This is a genomic window from Psychrobacter sp. NG254 (genome assembly GCF_015277735.1).
In the GTDB taxonomy this organism is placed as follows: Bacteria; Pseudomonadota; Gammaproteobacteria; order Pseudomonadales; family Moraxellaceae; genus Psychrobacter.
The window spans coordinates 364,575-382,798 of record NZ_JADHDA010000001.1; the positions used below are offsets into that span (position 1 = coordinate 364,575).

Annotated in this window: 11 protein-coding genes; 4 read left to right on the forward strand and 7 right to left on the reverse strand. The window is 44.8% G+C overall.

All coding sequences use genetic code 11. From position 1 onward, the window contains the following. Positions 1 to 42 precede the first annotated feature (42 nt). From IP510_RS01480 to IP510_RS01500, 5 genes are all read right to left on the reverse strand, one after another. On the reverse strand, positions 43 to 1,254 hold the full coding sequence (locus tag IP510_RS01480; protein WP_194363020.1) for an ABC transporter permease: 1,212 nt from the start codon (positions 1,252 to 1,254) through the stop codon (positions 43 to 45). After that, the gene (locus IP510_RS01485) at positions 1,254 to 2,555 is read right to left on the reverse strand and encodes an ABC transporter permease (RefSeq protein ID WP_194363021.1); all 1,302 of its coding nucleotides are present in this window, start codon (positions 2,553 to 2,555) and stop codon (positions 1,254 to 1,256) included. The genes IP510_RS01480 and IP510_RS01485 overlap by 1 nt, the downstream gene beginning before the upstream one ends. Before the next feature lie 3 nt (positions 2,556 to 2,558). After that, a complete protein-coding gene (locus tag IP510_RS01490) occupies positions 2,559 to 3,758 on the reverse strand; it encodes an HlyD family secretion protein (protein ID WP_194363022.1) in 1,200 nt (399 codons plus the stop codon). A gap of 224 nt (positions 3,759 to 3,982) precedes the next feature. Then, a complete protein-coding gene (locus tag IP510_RS01495) occupies positions 3,983 to 4,873 on the reverse strand; it encodes a YihY/virulence factor BrkB family protein (RefSeq protein ID WP_194363023.1) in 891 nt (296 codons plus the stop codon). Positions 4,874 to 4,924: 51 nt separating this feature from the next. After that, positions 4,925 to 6,583 carry a TolC family protein gene (locus IP510_RS01500; RefSeq protein ID WP_194363024.1) on the reverse strand — a complete coding sequence of 553 codons (1,659 nt, stop codon included), beginning with the start codon at positions 6,581 to 6,583 and terminating at the stop codon, positions 4,925 to 4,927. A gap of 507 nt (positions 6,584 to 7,090) precedes the next feature. Here IP510_RS01500 and glpK point away from each other — a divergent pair. From glpK to IP510_RS01520, 4 genes are all read left to right on the forward strand, one after another. Continuing rightward, positions 7,091 to 8,722, forward strand: coding sequence for a glycerol kinase GlpK (gene glpK, locus IP510_RS01505; RefSeq protein WP_194363025.1), 1,632 nt, complete (start codon positions 7,091 to 7,093; stop codon positions 8,720 to 8,722). A 469-nt stretch (positions 8,723 to 9,191) separates the two neighbouring features. Next, positions 9,192 to 9,662: a hypothetical protein gene (locus IP510_RS01510; RefSeq protein ID WP_227669433.1), complete on the forward strand. Its 471-nt coding sequence runs from the start codon at positions 9,192 to 9,194 to the stop codon at positions 9,660 to 9,662. 172 nt (positions 9,663 to 9,834) lie between these two features. Beyond that, positions 9,835 to 10,857: an endonuclease/exonuclease/phosphatase family protein gene (locus IP510_RS01515; protein WP_194363027.1), complete on the forward strand. Its 1,023-nt coding sequence runs from the start codon at positions 9,835 to 9,837 to the stop codon at positions 10,855 to 10,857. Between the two features lie 214 nt (positions 10,858 to 11,071). Continuing rightward, positions 11,072 to 11,764: a TetR/AcrR family transcriptional regulator gene (locus tag IP510_RS01520; protein ID WP_194363028.1), complete on the forward strand. Its 693-nt coding sequence runs from the start codon at positions 11,072 to 11,074 to the stop codon at positions 11,762 to 11,764. Positions 11,765 to 11,893: 129 nt separating this feature from the next. Here IP510_RS01520 and IP510_RS01525 read toward each other — a convergent pair whose 3' ends face one another. Continuing rightward, the gene (locus IP510_RS01525) at positions 11,894 to 12,670 is read right to left on the reverse strand and encodes a hypothetical protein (protein WP_194363029.1); all 777 of its coding nucleotides are present in this window, start codon (positions 12,668 to 12,670) and stop codon (positions 11,894 to 11,896) included. Positions 12,671 to 12,813: 143 nt separating this feature from the next. Continuing rightward, positions 12,814 to 18,057 (reverse strand): SdrD B-like domain-containing protein, encoded by a 5,244-nt coding sequence (locus IP510_RS01530; protein ID WP_227669410.1) that lies wholly within the window; start codon positions 18,055 to 18,057, stop codon positions 12,814 to 12,816. Positions 18,058 to 18,224: the final 167 nt, after the last annotated feature.

Sequence of the window (18,224 nt, forward strand, 5' to 3'; positions counted from 1 at the left end):
AAAGCGCCTGCTATTATTAGCAGGTGCTTTTTTGTGAGGTTACTAAGCGGATTTTTTTTGAGCGCTGTGAACTGCTCTTTTTTGCGGTATCCGCTCGCGTAAAAACAATAGGAGAATAAAGTAAAATAGCCATAAACCAGCGAGTGCATAAAACCCAATGGCGACTTGAGAAATACTGGCGCCCATTTGATTGAGCTGTACCGAGGTGTTGATCGCAGGCGTGGTTGGAAAGATCCAGCGGACCACTTGCAGCACTTGAGGCAATTGCTCAGCTGGCCACGGGTAGCCACTCAAGAAAAATATCGGCAGTGAGACAAATATTAAGATCTGCATGCTGCGCTCACGCTGCCTGAACCATAGCCCAAGCACACAGCCAAGGGTGGCCACCGTCGGACAAAAGAGTGCTAAAAACAGCAGTGTACCGAGCATATTTTGCCCGCGTGGATAATGGTGTAGCTCAAATGCCCAGCCATAATAAAAGCAACCAACGATAAAGCTCAACGAGCTCAGCGCTCCGATACGTCCGAGCCAACCACGTATACTCGCAGCATGACGGCGCTGCTCATACCATGTGCCAATCAGCATGGCTGTTGCCATCAAAAGCGTCTGTTGTAAAATAATAACCGAGACCGCTGGCACCACATAGGCGCCATAACCTTCGGTTTGATTATATAGCGGCATAATCCGTAATGGCACAGACTGAGTGTTCTGTGCTGCAGTGGATGCATAAGTCCCCTTAGCGATACTTTTCTTGACTTTAATGCCTGCCGAAACGGTGCCAACTGCTTTAGAGAATCCCAATTGTAGGTTCTTGTTCAAAATAAAGTAGCCGCCGTTGCCAAGCACGCTGACATGCGCCTGTTCTCCTGACAGTACTTGCTGCTCTAAGCCCGCCGGGATAACCATATAGCCTGCGATTTGATCGGACCATATGGCTTCTTTGGCTGCTTGCTCGTTAATCAGCTGCTTAGTATCTAGATAGGGACTGGCGCTTGCATACCGAATGATAGTGCGTGATAGGTTACTGCTGTCTTGGTCAATGATGCCAACTGGCACATGGTTAACTATTTCACTCGAGTAAGGCCAAGGGTAAAAAAAACCGTAAATAATAGGGGCGATAATCAACATCAAGAGTACGCCTTTGTCCCCAAAGACATCTTTAAACGTTTGGATAAAGCTTGTCCAAAACGATTGTGATGCTGGCGGAATGGCCGACTTGGTTGTTCGATGCTGAGTGTTTGATGGTTCAGACATTAGCGTGCCCCCCAGCGTTCAGGATGTGTCAATGCGCGTTTGGTCAATAATGTGGCAAGCAGTAGAGCCGTTATGGTGGCAAACCCTAGTCCATAGACGATGGGTAAGGATACGGCAATAGGCGCTTGCATCTGCAACTGTGCAATGTGAAGCTTAAGGTAATGCGTTAGTGGCAGGGCGTTTGACCAGTATTGTGCGCTGTCACTGATCGCAATATAAGGAAAAGTCACGCCAGCAAAGGCATAAGAAGGCGCTGAAATAAAACCGGTGGTCGATAGACCCATACGCAATGAAAAAGAGTTCAGAGTAAAAATAGCACCCAGCCAGAACGACAAGGTTATTAGACATAACAGGCCGATATAGACTGCGATGAGCGACGTAACGCTCGTGGTTTGATTCGGGTTTGCAAGCCATAATATCAACGCTGACCACAAGCTGTAAGCCAATATGGGCCAACAGTATTTTCCCAATAAACCAAATAGTAGCACCGAGATGCTGACAGAATCAGGCGCTGCGGAGCGTGCTGATAAGGCAGTAAGGTCTCCGCCACCTTGCTTGGTTTTCAGCACTGATGTTGTCCTAGACGAGGTCAAGTCAGGAGTGGCTGTATCGATAAACCGATACCAGCGACCAATATTCTTATCACGTAGCTCGCGACCGATGGTGGTCGCTCCCACGACCATTGCCAATATATGTAGCAGGGCAGGTATCACGGTGGATGCTAGAAACTGCTGATAATTGGTGGCCGCATTGAATAGACTGATACGTTGAATACTGATGGGTGCGTAAGCAGTCATGGCTTGTGATGGGGCAACCCCTTGCTTGACCAATCGTTTTATCTCAACCCCTGCCGATATTGTGCTGGCGACCGCTTGGACACCCGCTTGAATAATGCCAGAGTGCGTACCGTATTGCGCGTTTACTTGCAATATTAAGGGGGCAGGCCTATTGGATAAAATATTACGCGAAAAATCCTCAGGAATAATCACAACTGCATAAATATCACGTTGCAAGATGGCCGCCTCTGCTTCCGCTTGCGAATAGTAAAGCTGTCTAACTGTCAGCGTAGGGCTGGCTTCGAGATAGCGTACAGCCGTATTGGCCACCGTGCTGTTGTCCTGATCAATGACCCCAATAGGCAGATCAGTAATCTGAGTCTGTGAAAATATCCACCAAACCAGAAGCACCGTTGCCAGTGGTATCCATACCACCATGCTAAAGTCCCAATGATTTTTGGTCAGAAAGCGCCGCTCGTAGGCTGCACTGCGTACAAAAGCTTGACCCAATTGACCTAAATGCATGGCTTACTCTTGGTTTTGATTGATAGGCGTGGCATTGATGCGTACCACCACACTCATTCCTGAGCGAATACGGGCATCAGGCGTGGTCGGTCGAGCTTTTACCTCAAACGTACGTACATCAAAACCATCGTCGTTATTGGTTGGGCGCCAAGTAGCAAAGTCAGATAAGGTTGAGGTTGCATAGACAGTGAACGGTTTGCTATAAGGCTTGTCTGCTGACGATAATGCAGGGATTGTGCCCGTAAACGTTTGACCAATCGCGAACTGATTCAGATAAGACTCAGTGACGTTGAGCACCACCCATTGGTCATTGGTATCTACTAACGTTAAAAGCGGCACCCCTTGACCGATGACTTCTCCAGCGCTGACAATGACATTATCAACAACACCAGCGATAGGGCTTTTCAGATTGGCCTCTTTTTTAGCAGCCATTGCTTCATCTAGCTGGGCATCCACTTGCGCCACTTGTGCGGTGGCAGCTGACTTGTCTTCACTGCGTGCGCCTTCCAATGCCAAATCATACTGTAAGCGTGCCGCTTCTGTTTGATCTTGCGTAGCCAAGTATTGGGCATAAGCTTCATCACGCTTTTGCCGAGCCATCAAGCCTTCTTCATACAGGCGATTGACGCGTTGATAAGTGTTTTCTGCCAAGTCGGATGCGGCCTTATTGGCTTGCCAAGCGGCTTTCGCTTGCGCGATTTCCTGCGGGCGAGCCCCGTTTTCTGCTTTGTCCAATTGACTTTGCGCTATTTGCTTGCCAGCCTGTGCTTGATTGATCTTAGCGTTGATTTCAGGCGAGTCCATCTCAATCAATTGTTGACCTGCCGTTACGGTATCACCTTCTGTCACCATGATCTGAGCAATACGTCCGGGCACTTTTGCTGCGATTGATGTTTGCTGCATTTGCATCTGCCCTTGAAGCGTAATGACTTCTGGCTCGTTGTGCTGACTGCTTTTATACAGGCCATACGCAATTGCACCAAGGACCATCAATATAAACAGGGCAAGTAACGCCTTTTTTATACGGGCAGACTTATCAGCTTTAGAATCGCCGCGATTATAAGTAGGCGTAGGTTGCTCTGGTTCAGCAGCAGACACGTCCTCTACAGGATCGACTGAAGCCTGACCTTCCCGAGAGGACACTGACTCGGTTGAATCAGCAGGTTTTTTTGAGTCTTCTGATTCATGTGGAAATTCAGTCATGACAGTGATATTCCTAAAGCAGCAAAGTTGAGAATAAGGGGTTGGTGACTAGGTAGGGCGTGTCTTCAATTCACTCGATAGTCATCTCAATGAGCTAAAAATGGCTAAATCTTGCCAAACATCGTCAAATAGCTGGTTAATATCCCGATATTATCTGCGCTATTTTCCTTGTTTGACGGCAATTTATCTCATTTTTATAACCATTTTTGAATTGAAGACACGCCCTAGTACACTCGAACAGCATAAGGTTTAGTGTTTTCTAGGGCTTCAGAATTCAAAATCGCCCCAAAAGCGACGATAAATGCTGAATAGTATAGCCACAGCATAATGACAACCGCTGCTGAAAGCGCACCAAACTCAGCACTATAATTATTAAAGTTCTGTACATAAAACGAAAATAGTATGGACAAGACAATCCAAAAAACAGTCGCCAGAGCAGCACCTGGTGCCAGTTGTTTTAGTGCCACGCCGTCACGGTTTGGCGCTAGGCGATAGAGGCTCAAAAAGCTGAAAAATATGATAGCAGCCAATATGGGCCATCTGCTCCACAGCGCAATGCTCTTGGCTATTTGGGGGAAGGGAAAGTAGGCTGCCCCCAGAGGAATGATGGCGATAGAGGAGACCGCTATAATCAATACTACCACTGCCCCAAAGGTCAAACTCACTGCTCGAATAGTACCTTGTATAAAGCTGCGCTCTTGAGTGATATGAAAAGCAAGATTGATAAGGATAATCAACGATTTGATACCTTTTGAGCCCGCATAAAGAGCAAGGAAAGTCGATAAAATCAGACTAAAAGTAAGCGCAGATGCGGTACTAGAGACCAAGTCAGTTAGGCGTGAATTGAGAACGTCATAGACAGTATCAGGTATGAATGGCTGCAAAATAGCAATCTGTTCTTGCATTTCAGCGGGTGAAAACGCGAGACCATAAATCAGCACAAACACTGCCATCACTGGAAAAATGGATAAAAAACCAAAAAAACCGACGCTTGCGCAATGTGCCCAAACGTTAGAATTGTTTGCGATACGCCATGTCTCTAGCAAAGTCTTTAGCCAACTGCCTATTAATTTAGGGATCACTTTAGGCATTAGCTTAGGGGTCAGTTTTTTCATAAAACAGGTATTCACAATAGGGTAGATAAGAGTAATGATGTTTATATTAAATCATTGTTCAGTGTATAAAGTTGGCAGTTGAATGTCAGCGGCATTGAGGTACGCATTAAAAGCGAGCGGCGTCCCGCAGCTTTGCATCAGGGCGGCCAATGACTGTACGTAACTATTAGCTGCTTGAGCTTGTTCAGTCCGTGCTTTAAGCGATTGCGTTTGGGCTTGTACCACATCGACCGTGGTATTTATCCCTTCTTGTAGTCCTAAGCGGCGCAAGCGTAGCACTTCTGCTGCCAAATCAACATTGCTTTGTAATGCTTGATAACGTGACTGGGCATTATTGACATCGTGCCAGTTTTTTTCTACCAGCAGTAGCAGGTTGTCACTGACTTCTATCTCAGACAGATCGGCTTGGCGTATCTGAGCATTGCTTGACGCCAATGATGCGGTTTTGTCGAGCCCGCCCCACAGTTTCCAACTGGCAGAAATACCAGCGACCCAGCTCGGGTCTTTTTCAAGCTGACCATAACCATATAGCAATACCGTCGGCTTATAACCCGTATCTGATAGCGCGTGCAGTTGCTGTGCTTGAGCGCGTTTGGCGGCGACCTTCTGTAGACCTGGATGATTATTGAGTGCCAAGTCTTGAAAGTAGCTGACATCTGGTAGAGGGCGACTAGAGACAAACAAAGGCGTGGTCGGTTTAATACGGTAGTCGGTACGTAGCAGTCGTTGTAGCGCAATCATGGCTAGACGCGCGTCATTATTGGCATTGACCGATTCGCTTTTGGCATCAGCAAGCGCAGACTGCGCCTCCAATCTATCGACACGTGAGATAAAACCTTCTTCAAACAAACGCTCTGCCATATGGTCAGTCTGTTGTAATGTGTCATAAGCATCTTCGCGCAGATAAGCGGCAATAATGGCCAATTGTGCCTTAAAGTAGCGCTCTATTAACGTATTATAAAGCGTGTTTGTATCGAGTATGCTATCGGCCACTGCTTCTTGGGTACGTGCATCTGAGGCACCAGTTAAGGCTTCTGCTCGCCCAGCAGTATAAATGGGCCACGCCACGCCAATACCGGCACCTGTCGTTGACCCTGAACGTTTGATGTTATAAGAATCAGGTATCCGCTCACCGACCAGCTCACCAAAATTTGGTAAGTCTGGAATAGCAGGGGTAATACTGTCGACGGTATTATTGACCCCATTAACAACCCCATTTCTAAGAGAAGATAAGTCTATATCTTCGTCTAAATGGTAGGCGCTGGCTGATACACGAGCGAATACGAGCGGGTTATCGATGGTTCTGAGCGCGTCCGTTTGATATTCGCTGGCAGCGATGGCTGCTTGATTGGCTGCCATTTTGGGTGAGACTTGGACTAAAATCTTTTGCGCTTGTTCTAAGCTTAAAAAGCTCGAAACCTCTAATGGATAGCTATTATCGACGGCTTTATGGGTGATAGGGTCGATTAGAGTGTCTAAGGTTTGTTTTTTGGTCGTCTCGTAGCCATTGGGTGCTTGATGATTGGATGGCACCATTGCGTCATTATTGACTTGATTGTCCACATCCACGATTTGTGTGACAGCCATTGATGTCACTTTATCCTGCAACCCAGGGTGGTCTGCCTCAGTATTGGCATAAGTCGCTACAGGTACACTGATAAGCGCAGCGGTCATCATAGCAGTAGGCAGCACGGATAAAGTGAATTTCATAAGTCGTATAAGCCGTTAATTAGAATATCAGGTATGATGAAATAATGTTTAACATCAATCAATGTCACTGCTCACAATATCGAAATTTTTGCTATTACAAGCTGTTTAATAATTATAGGTCATTTCATAATCGCTAACTGACAGGTTTCATTGTCATTTACGCGCTAAGAGCAGTTCATGGATAATAAGGCGTACACTGTAGAGCCACAATGGTGACGGGTCAATGCTTAGTATTCTCACGTTTTCTATTGTGTCTTTAGCCACGCTATGATAGAGATTCGGTCATTTTTATAAATACTTGTTTATAAGTAATATGATAGTCACTATTTATCATGCCTTAAGATATTGGTTATCATGTCTTATGGGATTAGATAAAGCTGTTTTACTCAAATATTTTTATCGAAAATTGCGGTACTTTGTCCATCAATCACTATTCATAAGCAAATAATAAATCATCACTGGTTTGTCATCAAATAGAATAAACAATTTTAGTAAAGGATGCGTGTCATGGCAGGATATATTTTGGCGTTGGACCAAGGAACCACATCGAGTCGAGCAATACTATATGACGACCATGCGCGTCCTATCAAAATGGTGCAGCAGCCAACGACGCTGCAAACCCCAAGCGCTGGGTTTGTGGAGCAAGACGCGCAGCAGATATGGCAAACACAGATCAGCTGTGCTCAGGATGTGATCAATCAGGCAGGCTTGCTCGCTACTGATGTCAGTAGTATTGCAATTACCAATCAGCGCGAATCTATCGTGATGTGGGATAGGAACACCGGTAAGCCATTGGCACCAGCCATTATTTGGCAGGATAGGCGAACGGCCAGCTATTGTAAAACAATGGCCAATCAACACGTCGAAGGGAATGGTAAAGATTTCAGCGAACATCCTCGTAACAGCGCGAGCGTAGAGGATCATCAAACCAATATGGCACAAGACGTTCAGCGCATCACAGGGTTACGGTTAGATCCCTATTTTAGTGCCAGCAAGATTGCGTGGTTGCTCGAAAATGATCCCACGCTTAGAGTGCGTGCCAGTAAAGGTGAGATAGCAGTTGGCACCATTGATAGCTGGCTGATATATAAGCTCACGGGCGGGGAACACGTCATCGATGTGACCAATGCCTCTCGTACGCTGCTTTTTGACATTCATAAGCTGGCATGGTCAGAGTCGCTATGTGACCGCTTTGCTATACCCATGAATATACTGCCCAAAGTACTACCGTCTGACGGAGATTTTGGTAAAACCAAAAAAGGCTTGTTTGCAAAACAAATACCCATTCAGGCCGTACTCGGCGATCAGCAAGCAGCACTGTTTGGACAGGGTTGTCTAAAAGCTGGCATGGCCAAAAACACCTACGGTACAGGCTGTTTTATGCTCATGAATATCGGTCAGCAGCCAAAACTGAGTGAGCATAAGCTGCTAACCACCATTGCATGGCAACGGAAAACATCGCCAACGCGTCCAGACAATTTATCGTTTGATCAAATCGTGCAGTCAGGCAAACGAATGCTGCAACCACCCAAAAAAGAAGTGACTTATGCCTTAGAAGGCAGTGTGTTTATGGCAGGTGCTATCGTCCAATGGCTGCGGGATAATCTAGGCATGATTCAACAAAGCAGTGAGGTCGAGGACTTAGCACGGCAAGTGGACAGTAGTGAAGATGTGGTGCTGCTCCCTGCGTTTACGGGACTTGGCGCACCTTATTGGCGCTCTGATATTAGTGCTAGTATCACGGGAATGAGCCGCGGCACTACTAAAGCCCATATTGCCCGTGCCGCGTTGGAAGCAGTGGCCTATCAGACATATGATGTGCTCATTGCCATGCAAAAGGACAGCCCTCATCCTTTGACGGAACTCAGAGTAGATGGTGGCGCTGCAAATAATGATTTGCTTATGCAGTTTCAAGCGGATTTATTGGACGTTCCTGTGCTGCGTCCAAAAGACACAGAAATCACTGCTAAGGGTGCAGCATTGCTCGCTGGTTTAAAAACGGGACTGTACGATGACTCAACAATGCAGTCCTCATGGCAAGTAGATCGTATTTTTGAGCCAAGTATGTCGGCCGATGTCCGTGAGCAGCATCTTGATAAATGGCAACGTGCTATCGCAAGATCTTTGATGCCCATCTAGAAACAGTATATGTATTCACTGTTATGTCTAGAGAAATAACGCTGTACACCAATGGTTACCCAATGTATAACACCCTTATACAAGTAACGAATAAAGATACAGGCTGTAACGCAAAATAATCGCAATATGGACAGAGTTTACATTAGTAGACTATCTGTATCTGCTCATAAATTCTTATACTCTATTTGGATTCAACGATATAAATTTTTAGTTATAAAATAATTCAATAAATAATAAATAATAAATAATTAAGGATAATACTATGAACAACGACGGCCGCATTACAGATCCTAATAATCGTGTAGTTGATGAAGATTATCTTGAAGTAGGTGATAGAGAGCGAATCATTGACGATAATGAACGTAGATTAACTGGTAGCGATCATACGGTAGATAATAGAGTCATTAGACATGAAGAAGACAATATTATAGAAGATCATGACGCTATCGATCGCAGTGCAGTAAAACATATGTCAAAAGAGGCAAAAGAAGATCTGAACGCAGACATCATCACCGGTGAGCCAGGCTCGCATCCAGTTGGTACAGGTATAGGTGGCGTAGGCGGTGCAGCAGCAGGTGCAGCTATCGGTACGATGGCAGGCCCATTAGGAACGTTAATTGGTGGCGCTATTGGTGCTATCGTTGGTGGCAGTGCAGGGCATGCCGCAGCTGAAGCGATTGATCCGACACACGAGGAAGCCTATTGGCGTGCAGAGCATGCAAACGCTGATTATTATACAGAGGCTCATGACTTTGAGCGTGATCTACATCCAGCCTATGCAGTAGGGTATGCCAACCGCGCTCGTTATCCAGCAGATGCCCGCTTTGAAGATCATGAAGCAGATTTAGAGCGTTCATGGCATGAAGTGAAAGGCGAGTCACGCATGGAATGGAATGAAGCACGTCAAGCATCACGTGATGCATGGAACCGTATATCTTAACTGTTTATTGTCATCAAGTGAACGCTTTTAGCGGGTCGCTTCGGTGCAAAATACTTACATTATCTCAAAACCTTCAAGGCAAAACCTTGGAGGTTTTTTGGGTTATAACATTTACTGTGTATACATATAAATGAATATTATGTATTATAATACTAAAGGTAATAGGTGATCTATGAGTAATCGTACTGGTAGTAGCAAGCAATTTTATATAGCGACAGCCAATTTGCTGAATTTTGCCAATCCTAACAGAATCTATTACGAAAATGCACCAGCTTATGATGACAAAGCTTATAAGCATAAGCTGCACGGTATGACAGAATTGTTATCTAAGGCACATGCAGATATCATTGCAGTGCAAGAAGTGTGGGACAGTGAAGCACTTGAAGCCTTGGCGATATCATTAGGTTTTAAAGCAGAAAATGTCGTGATTCCATTGGCAAGTAATGATAGTGCAAGTCCATATACTCAAGGAAAGGGCGCACAGAATACACCAGCCGTTGGTATTATTAGCCGATTTGAGCGATTAGAGACCAGTATACTAGAGAGCATTGAGCCCAAAGCGGTAATCGATATTCCTGACATCGGCCCTTATCAACGTTTCAATCGTCCGCCGCTAGTAGTACGTGTAGATGCGTATGGTCAACCAATCACCATCGTGACAGCCCATCTGAAAAGTAAGCGTGCTTTTTTCTTACGAGATGAAAACGGTCACTTGTTAGAAGATATGGATGATCCAAATATACGAGTTCGTGCCAAGCTCCGCAGCTTATGTATGCGAGCTGCGGAAGCTGCTTCTATTCGGATGTCTATCATGGAGCGGTTGCACCACACACGTGAGCCACTGATCTTATTGGGTGATATGAACGATGTCACAAACAGTGTGACTACCCAGTTAATGACTGAGACGGGTGAGGTCAACTACGATAAAGGGTTGCGTGATGTCGCACTTTTTGATGCAGCTCGTATTCAGGCTCGTTATGGTTGGATGAAAGATGTAGCTTATACCCATATCTATCAAGGTATACCAGAAGTTATCGATCAGCTGTTTGTATCAGAAGAATTTTTGCCTGATAGCAAATTCTCGCTCGGTCAAGTTGAAAGAGTAGACTATTTTAATGACCATCTGAAGTGGGATTATGCAGATAGAGTGACTGATCATGGTATTATAAGAGCGAAAATCAAAATCAACGACTAACGGTCTATTGATAGAGTGTTAGTTGACGGAAATTATGACCCGATACTGTGTTTTTAACCCATTTATGCCCCTTGCTTGATAGTGTGCAAGCGTTTATTATGCCTCTTCTGTAAAAGTGGTGGTCATTATCCAAGCGATACATTTTGGCTTAGGATAGACACCATACAGTGAAGATTGTATTTATAACATAGGGCGCAACATTAAGAGACTTACAATGAGTGATAACAAAGACGAAAAAATTGAAGACGTGTTGGTAGATTCTGAATTGGCAAAAAAACTTGTACCTAATAAGTTTAAATTTACTAGCCAACAAGGTCGTGCTCGTCGTCAAAAGCTTTTGGCTGGTGCCAAAAAGTTGAGTGAAACACAAGCGATTAACGACATTACGTTAGCAGCTGTGTGTGAAGAGGCGGGTATACCAAGAGCTTCTGCTTATCACTTCTTTCCTAATATTGAAGCAATATTCTTAGCACTGCGTTTTTTGAATGCGATTGAAATATTAGAAATGGTAGAGACGGTCGATATTGGTAATTATGACAGATGGCAAGGGTATCTAACGGCACTGATTGATCATTGCATCACGATATTTCATAATGACAAGACCAAAGCCAAGCTGATCTATGACACTAATACGCCTGATTTTGAAGGTGACAGTTTTGGTGAAGATATGGATCATCAAATTATCAATCTGGTATACAAGCGTTTATCAGAGCGCTATGAGATGCCAAACTTCGATGACATCAAAAACACATTGTTGATTGCTTATAGCATTGTTAATGCGATATTTACCTTGTCTTATCGTCGTCATGAAACCATCACTGAAGACTACATTCAAGAAGCAAACACGGCGTTTATCGCTTATCTACGTTGCTATCTGCCAGAAAAATTACCGCGTAAAAACCGCTAGTTTTTACGATAGCAGACATAAAAAAGCCGACAGATTTGTCGGCTTTTTTATGTCTGCTGTTTAGGGCGTGTTGTACAAACAGTCAATGAGCATTTATGTGCGTTCGCTATCAGTATGATGACAGCTGTTCTAACGGTTAGGCGTTAAATCTTGTCCGCGGCACACATCATCATTTGGGTCTAAAGGTGCATATTTTTTATAGTAGCTAACTTTCAATGCTTCAAAATCAATATTGGCTTGTGAGTCATGTGTATTGACGTAAGTTTCGCGTGCTTGTTCCAGCCAGCGATCGGCCATGCGAAAGTGCATGGCTGATTCGCGCCAACCACGCACGCATTGGTTGGTTGCCGCCCAAATCAGCGCCACTTCACTAAAGGCCATTTCTCGCGGTGCTGACTCTATACCGCCACTGTCTTTTAGCGTACTCAAAACAGCCCACAGATCAGGGCGCATCAAAGCTGAGGTAGAGGGAATGTCTTGATGCAGGGCAATGTCTTGCGTTGTATCTGTCTCTAACGCCTGCAATATAGACTCAGCCCTCTCTATCGCCACAGTACCAGCCGATGACCGACTGTTCATGCTGTCTTGATGAATGGCATAGTTGAGCCATGCTTGCGCTTTATAAGCAAGATATCGCTGCTTTGCTGTCTTATCTGCTTGTTGATAGGGCTGTAGCTGTTCGACCATACAGTTGAGAGTACGTTGCTGTGTGCTTTGATGTTTATAAGAAGGTGCTTTAGCCTGATTGTCGTTGTGACAATAATCCATGATGCTTGTTTTATGGACAATCTGAGCGTCGTTTGTCTTCGCAGAAACAGGCGATACGATACTGAGTAATGTTATTGCCGATAGTGCAGCATATATTGGCGACTTATTAGAAATGGCGCTAATGGCGGATGTAAACATGAGGCAAGCCTTATATTAAGGTAATAAGTATTGATGTTTATTATCATTATGAATGACGTCATGGCTGATTGAGCGAAACACCATACAGCCATGAATACATTGCCATAAAATGCTTATGACAATGCTTATGTAGTGTCGCCAAATTATAAGGCAGAGGCGCTGGCTAGACGATTGTTTTTGCGTGGGTCTTCACGTTTGAATAAATCTTCATCAAACTTGAAGCGCAGTCTAAAGTAAGCGCCTTCTCGGGTGCTGTCATCATAAGCGATGTCTTCATCTTCAAAGCCCATAAAGTTATAGCCAAGAGACAACCATAGATTGGTCATTGGACTGTAGCCCACTTCGGCACCAAGCATATAAGACATATCATTGGCTTGTTCGTTCCAATAAGTACCTGCCTGCATGCCAACATCCCAGCGCTCGCTAATATCGTAGAGACCGCGACCATAAACAGCATGTGCTGTGTTATCACTAGAGATGCCATCTGCTGTATATTCTGTATATTTACCAGCATAACGCCCAGATAATGTCAGTGGACGCGTTGGATGATAGTTGCCATTCCATGACCAAATAGTCGTGTCTTTTTGATAGGTGTCATCGCCCGTATTGTTGTCGTCTAAACGATACTCAAGCTTTGCTAGCATATCCAATTGATTGCTATCATAGTCGCGATAAGCCGCGCCTAACTGAAAACGGTTGATGGTACGGTTACCATCATCATAGTCCACACGTGAATAGATGTCTTTGGCAAGTAAGGTAATCTCATCAGTATAACGATAAGCGATACCAGCGCTACCAAGCACTGTGTCGCTTGTCTCGCCCCAACGTTGCTCGAAACGTCCTGACGCTTTGTAGTTTTCTTTTGCAAGATATTCAACACCGATACCTGCTGCGGTTGCCGTGTTGTTTTCTTCACCTTCGAGCGATTCAACACGTTCGAACAAGGTGTTTAAGGTCAGACCTTCTTGGACATACCATTTGTTCTTTAGACCAATAGCCGCTTCAGCTTCGCGCGCGCTAATGGCATCATTCATGCGGTATTCGCTATATACTTTACCGTCTTTCATATAAGTAGCATCAAAACCAAAAACAGTACGCTGACGTTCATCCGTGTCATCAAGGCCGTAAGTGCCAGATAAACTGTTGATCAAGTCATGACGGGCATATAAGCGGCCCAAGCTGCCGAGTGGTGTTTCGCCACCGACAGACGTGGCGTTACGTGAGCTGTTTTCGATATCTTGCTCATATTCTGCAAATACTAAAGAGTCATTTAGCTTTGGCAAACGAGAAGTGATACGAGCACGAACCGTCGTACCTTCGATGTCTTCATCCGCACTGCTGATACTGCTTAATGCTGACTGATTGATGATGTCATCGTTGAACAAAGTATCGTCTGTGACATCTACAACATCAGTGACCGCTTGGGTGTTGCGTGAGGCCGCGGTAGCGTCTTGTTTGTAATAGCGTATACCAATTTCACCAACGACATTTTCAGTAAAGCGATGCTCGATACTGGCTTGTACGCCTTCACGGCTTGCTTCGGTGCTATGTTCTTCTGTACGTACGCCTTCTAAGGTTAACGCTGTTTTTTTACTGTTTAAAGTATGGGTAACTTCTACACCAGACTCAGTGCGTCCCGCAGTAAGCGGTGAGGCACCAGTGACAAAACCTTCGTCAGCATCATTGTAATAAGCTTTGGCGCGCGTGTTTTTCTTATTGTCAAAATCAAGCTCGATACGAAGTGCATTGCCTTCGACGTCGCTGTCATTTAACTCTGTGGTGTTGATTTGGTTACTTGCTTGAAAATTTGGGTTTTCAGCTTTGTTCATCGCATATTCTGCGACCAGCTTTAGCTTGTCATTGAATTTAATGACGCTATTCAAGCTAGCAAGCTCTTCTTTATTCAGTGGATCATCACTATTGACATAGCTACCGCCAATAGAGACTTTATCATTTAACTGCTGCTTGGCTGCGATACCACCAACCAGATAGTCTTCACCACCTTCATCCACTTCTACCGTGACACGGATATAGACAGGATTGCCTTCGATGTCTTGGCTGGCAATAGGACTCTTTAAATATAGGCTACGGCTAATCGGGTCAATCTCATAATCAGCAAAACGTGTCAGTGTCTCACGACTGACAATCAGTCCAGAGTTATTTGCGTCACGTGTGATGACTTCGATGGTTTCTGAATTTTCTAATACCGCGTCGAAGTTTTCAGCCAATGGGTAAGGGCCTGAGATGCCAAGACCACGAGTCTCATTAACACGCTGGCTGGTACTGGTCTCTGCCAAAAAAGCAGTAACGCGAGTATTACTGTCTTCAAACTGGGCTTTTAAACCTGTTAAGGTACGATTGTATTGACCGAGTTTGATGCCTTCATCATTATCAATCTGTGTCTTTAGATCGCCATACATGGCGAATGAGCGACCTTTATCCAAGCGCACATACAGCTTGCTGGTAGACTGAGCATCAAAACCTTTGGCTGATGAGTCACCGTAGACTGGATAGTATTCGCCAGGATCGATATCGCGGAACAGGCGCTCGCCTTTTTTATCACTGTCATATGCTAATGTCAGCAGATAGTCGCCGCGTACTTTGCCCTTGAGGAACATTGCAGCACGACCAGTCGCTGAATAGTTTTCATCGCCAGAAATCTCATTGAGCTCTTGCTCAAATGCGCCTTGAGCATCAGTGATGCTGCTGCCATCAAAGTCTTTTAGCGAGATAGCGCCTTCTACAATACCCACAGCAATTAATGGACGCAGCTGAGCGGTAAACTGTAGAGGGATTATTTGCTTGCTACTGCCAGTATCGATAACCAGCTCGCCTTTACCTGGTGCGCTAGGGGCGGTCACAGGTATCAATAGCTCACCGCCTGATACGATAACTTGGGTACCGACCTTGTCTTTACTGCCATCTTTCAGATTGACACGCCCGATATTGGTATCGATAGTAATCGGGGTCGAGGCGATGTATGGACGACCATCACGATCTTTTAGGCTTATGACGACTTGGTATTCGCTGACACCGTCGGCAGCTACTAGCTGTGTTTGAGTACGATAGTCAATCGCTTGCAAGCTATCTGGTGTCAAGACCTTGATGGTTTGTTCAGAGATGACTTTACCATTGATATCAGTGGCCACACCGCGCAATGTATTGTTACCACGTTGTAAGTCAACGGCATAGTAATCAAAAGCGGTCACATTTTGCTTTTCTTGCTCAGCCGTTTTGCCGATCTGTTGCGCTGATACCGCTTTGCCATTGGCATATAATGTGAATATTGATCCAAGTGGTGCTTGTACCTGTACCATTTGCTTATAAGAGCTGAGCTGTTGGCCTTCATTTAGGTTGATAAAAGCGACATCATTATTAGCCACTTCTTTTAGATATTCTTCTAGCTCTTTTTCTACTGGCGGCGCTACGGTTGTAACCGCCATATCGACATGGTTAGTTGCGGCATTGACCATGTCATTAACGATAGCAGAGTCGCAACTATTACCCAGATCTAAGTCACCATTGATGTTACAGCCACTGGCATCGACATTATCAGTCGTGTCAGTATTATAGTCAGGCTCTAGTGTCAGCTCAGTTTTGATAGCTTGCTCAAGGGTATCGTTCTTAGCACCTACTGATTTGCTGCGAGCCACAAGCTCAGAATTTAGACGTTCAGTGCTATCCGCCATACCAGCAACGATAGCAAAATCCGCACGATGCAATTCACCATATTTTAAATCAACAAAACGGCTACCGGCATCACCTGCATTTCGATTGCTTTGGGTGACCATCTCAGTGGCATGTGGGATAGTAGTACGGTCAACTTTCAATACGTGTGTCTTTGCACTGACACCATAAAAGTTATACTTACCTTCAGGATCGGTCACCACAAAGTTACCGTTTTCCATGTAGATACGGACGCCGGCAACACCCAGCTCGCCATCTTCTTTTTGTTGAATACCGTCGCGATTGATATCGTGATAGACCTTACCGATGATAATACCATCCGTATTCATCACGCCGCGCTCTACATCAATTTTCCACTGTGCTTCTCTTGAGCCGACACTTTGACCTTGGTCGTTATTAGCAACAGCAGTCGCACGGTTGATACCATCACCGCCTAATGATGAAGCACCAATCAACACGCGATAAGTAATTTTTTTACTTTCGCCGATTGCCATATCACCTAGGTTTAGTACCTGATATTTACCGTCTGCCTTAAACTCAGTGGTCTGTGCTTGATTGATATCAAGGTTAGTGGTTGGGCTAACACGCACACTGCTCTCGACGTAATCAAAACCACGGGGTAGAGCATCTTTTAGCTGTACATCGTAAGCAGTCGAGTTGCCGCTGTTGGTAACATTGATGGTATAGCTGACATAATCACCGAGTTCCGCACTTTTGACATCGCTTTCTTTGGTGACAACCAAACTTGCACTATCATCAATGATACTGATTTGCGTATTTAAATCATCGATACGGACGGTAAAGTCGCTATCCGTTGGTAGCTGATCAGCACCCGTGCCGACAGAAGGATCAATACAAGCCTCCAAACTGGCCGTCAAAGTATCGTTTACCAATGTCTGAATAAACTTATCATTGATAGCATTGGCGTTGTTTTGGGTCGGTGCAGACAGACGATATTTGCCTGTGTTGTTACCAGTTTCGATGCCTTTGAGAGAGTAGGTGTCACCTGTCATCGGAGACTTAACCGTGATCCATACCTGATCGGGCTTATCAGTTTGCACGTTACATTGAGCATAGCTTGCGTCAATATAAACGTTTTCATCAATTTGTGAAGTGGCTTTGGTTCCATCAAATTGAGGCGTGGTAAATTTGATTTCCGGCTCAATAATGACCAGTCTGTCGATAGCCTCAACTGCCGCGACTGATGGATCTTCTAATACAACTGCACCGATTTTTACATCAGCAGTGTCACCATCGCTGCCATTAATATCTGATAAAGCTTGCACGATAAGCTGAATGCTTTCACTCTGACCAAGCTTAATTTGGGTACTCAAGTTGTCCAGCATGATTTGTCTATCTGCTGAATCAATTTGGCCGTTTTTATTAAGGTCTTGATAGACTTTTAAGTTAGAGATGGTTGGTGATATCGCAAACGTGAGCTCAACCGTTTGATCACTGTAGCTTGTGTTGCTCAGTACATTGGTCCAGCTGACCTCTGTATTGGGTCTGACAGTGCGTAGAGGCTGCTGAGTCAAGCTAATGCCGTACTCAGGTAAGGCCGAGGCTTTTAACTGCACTTGGTTTGAAGCCGTGCTTATAGATACATCAGTTTCGTTATCAACACTATAGCTGGCTTGAGCTGTGTTATTGATCAACTGTACCAGTGCATCTGGCGCAGCAAAGGCCGTATTTGATTGCATAAGCAACATTGCAAATGACAGCGCAGAAACTTTGGCTGTGCATGATGTGATGCTTTTAGACGTATTGATTACAGTAGATGTCATAATAAGTCGCTTATCCAATAAAACATGAAAGAGTAGTAACGCTCTAGCTTGGCTAACATAAAATGATTAAAGCAAGCTAGAGC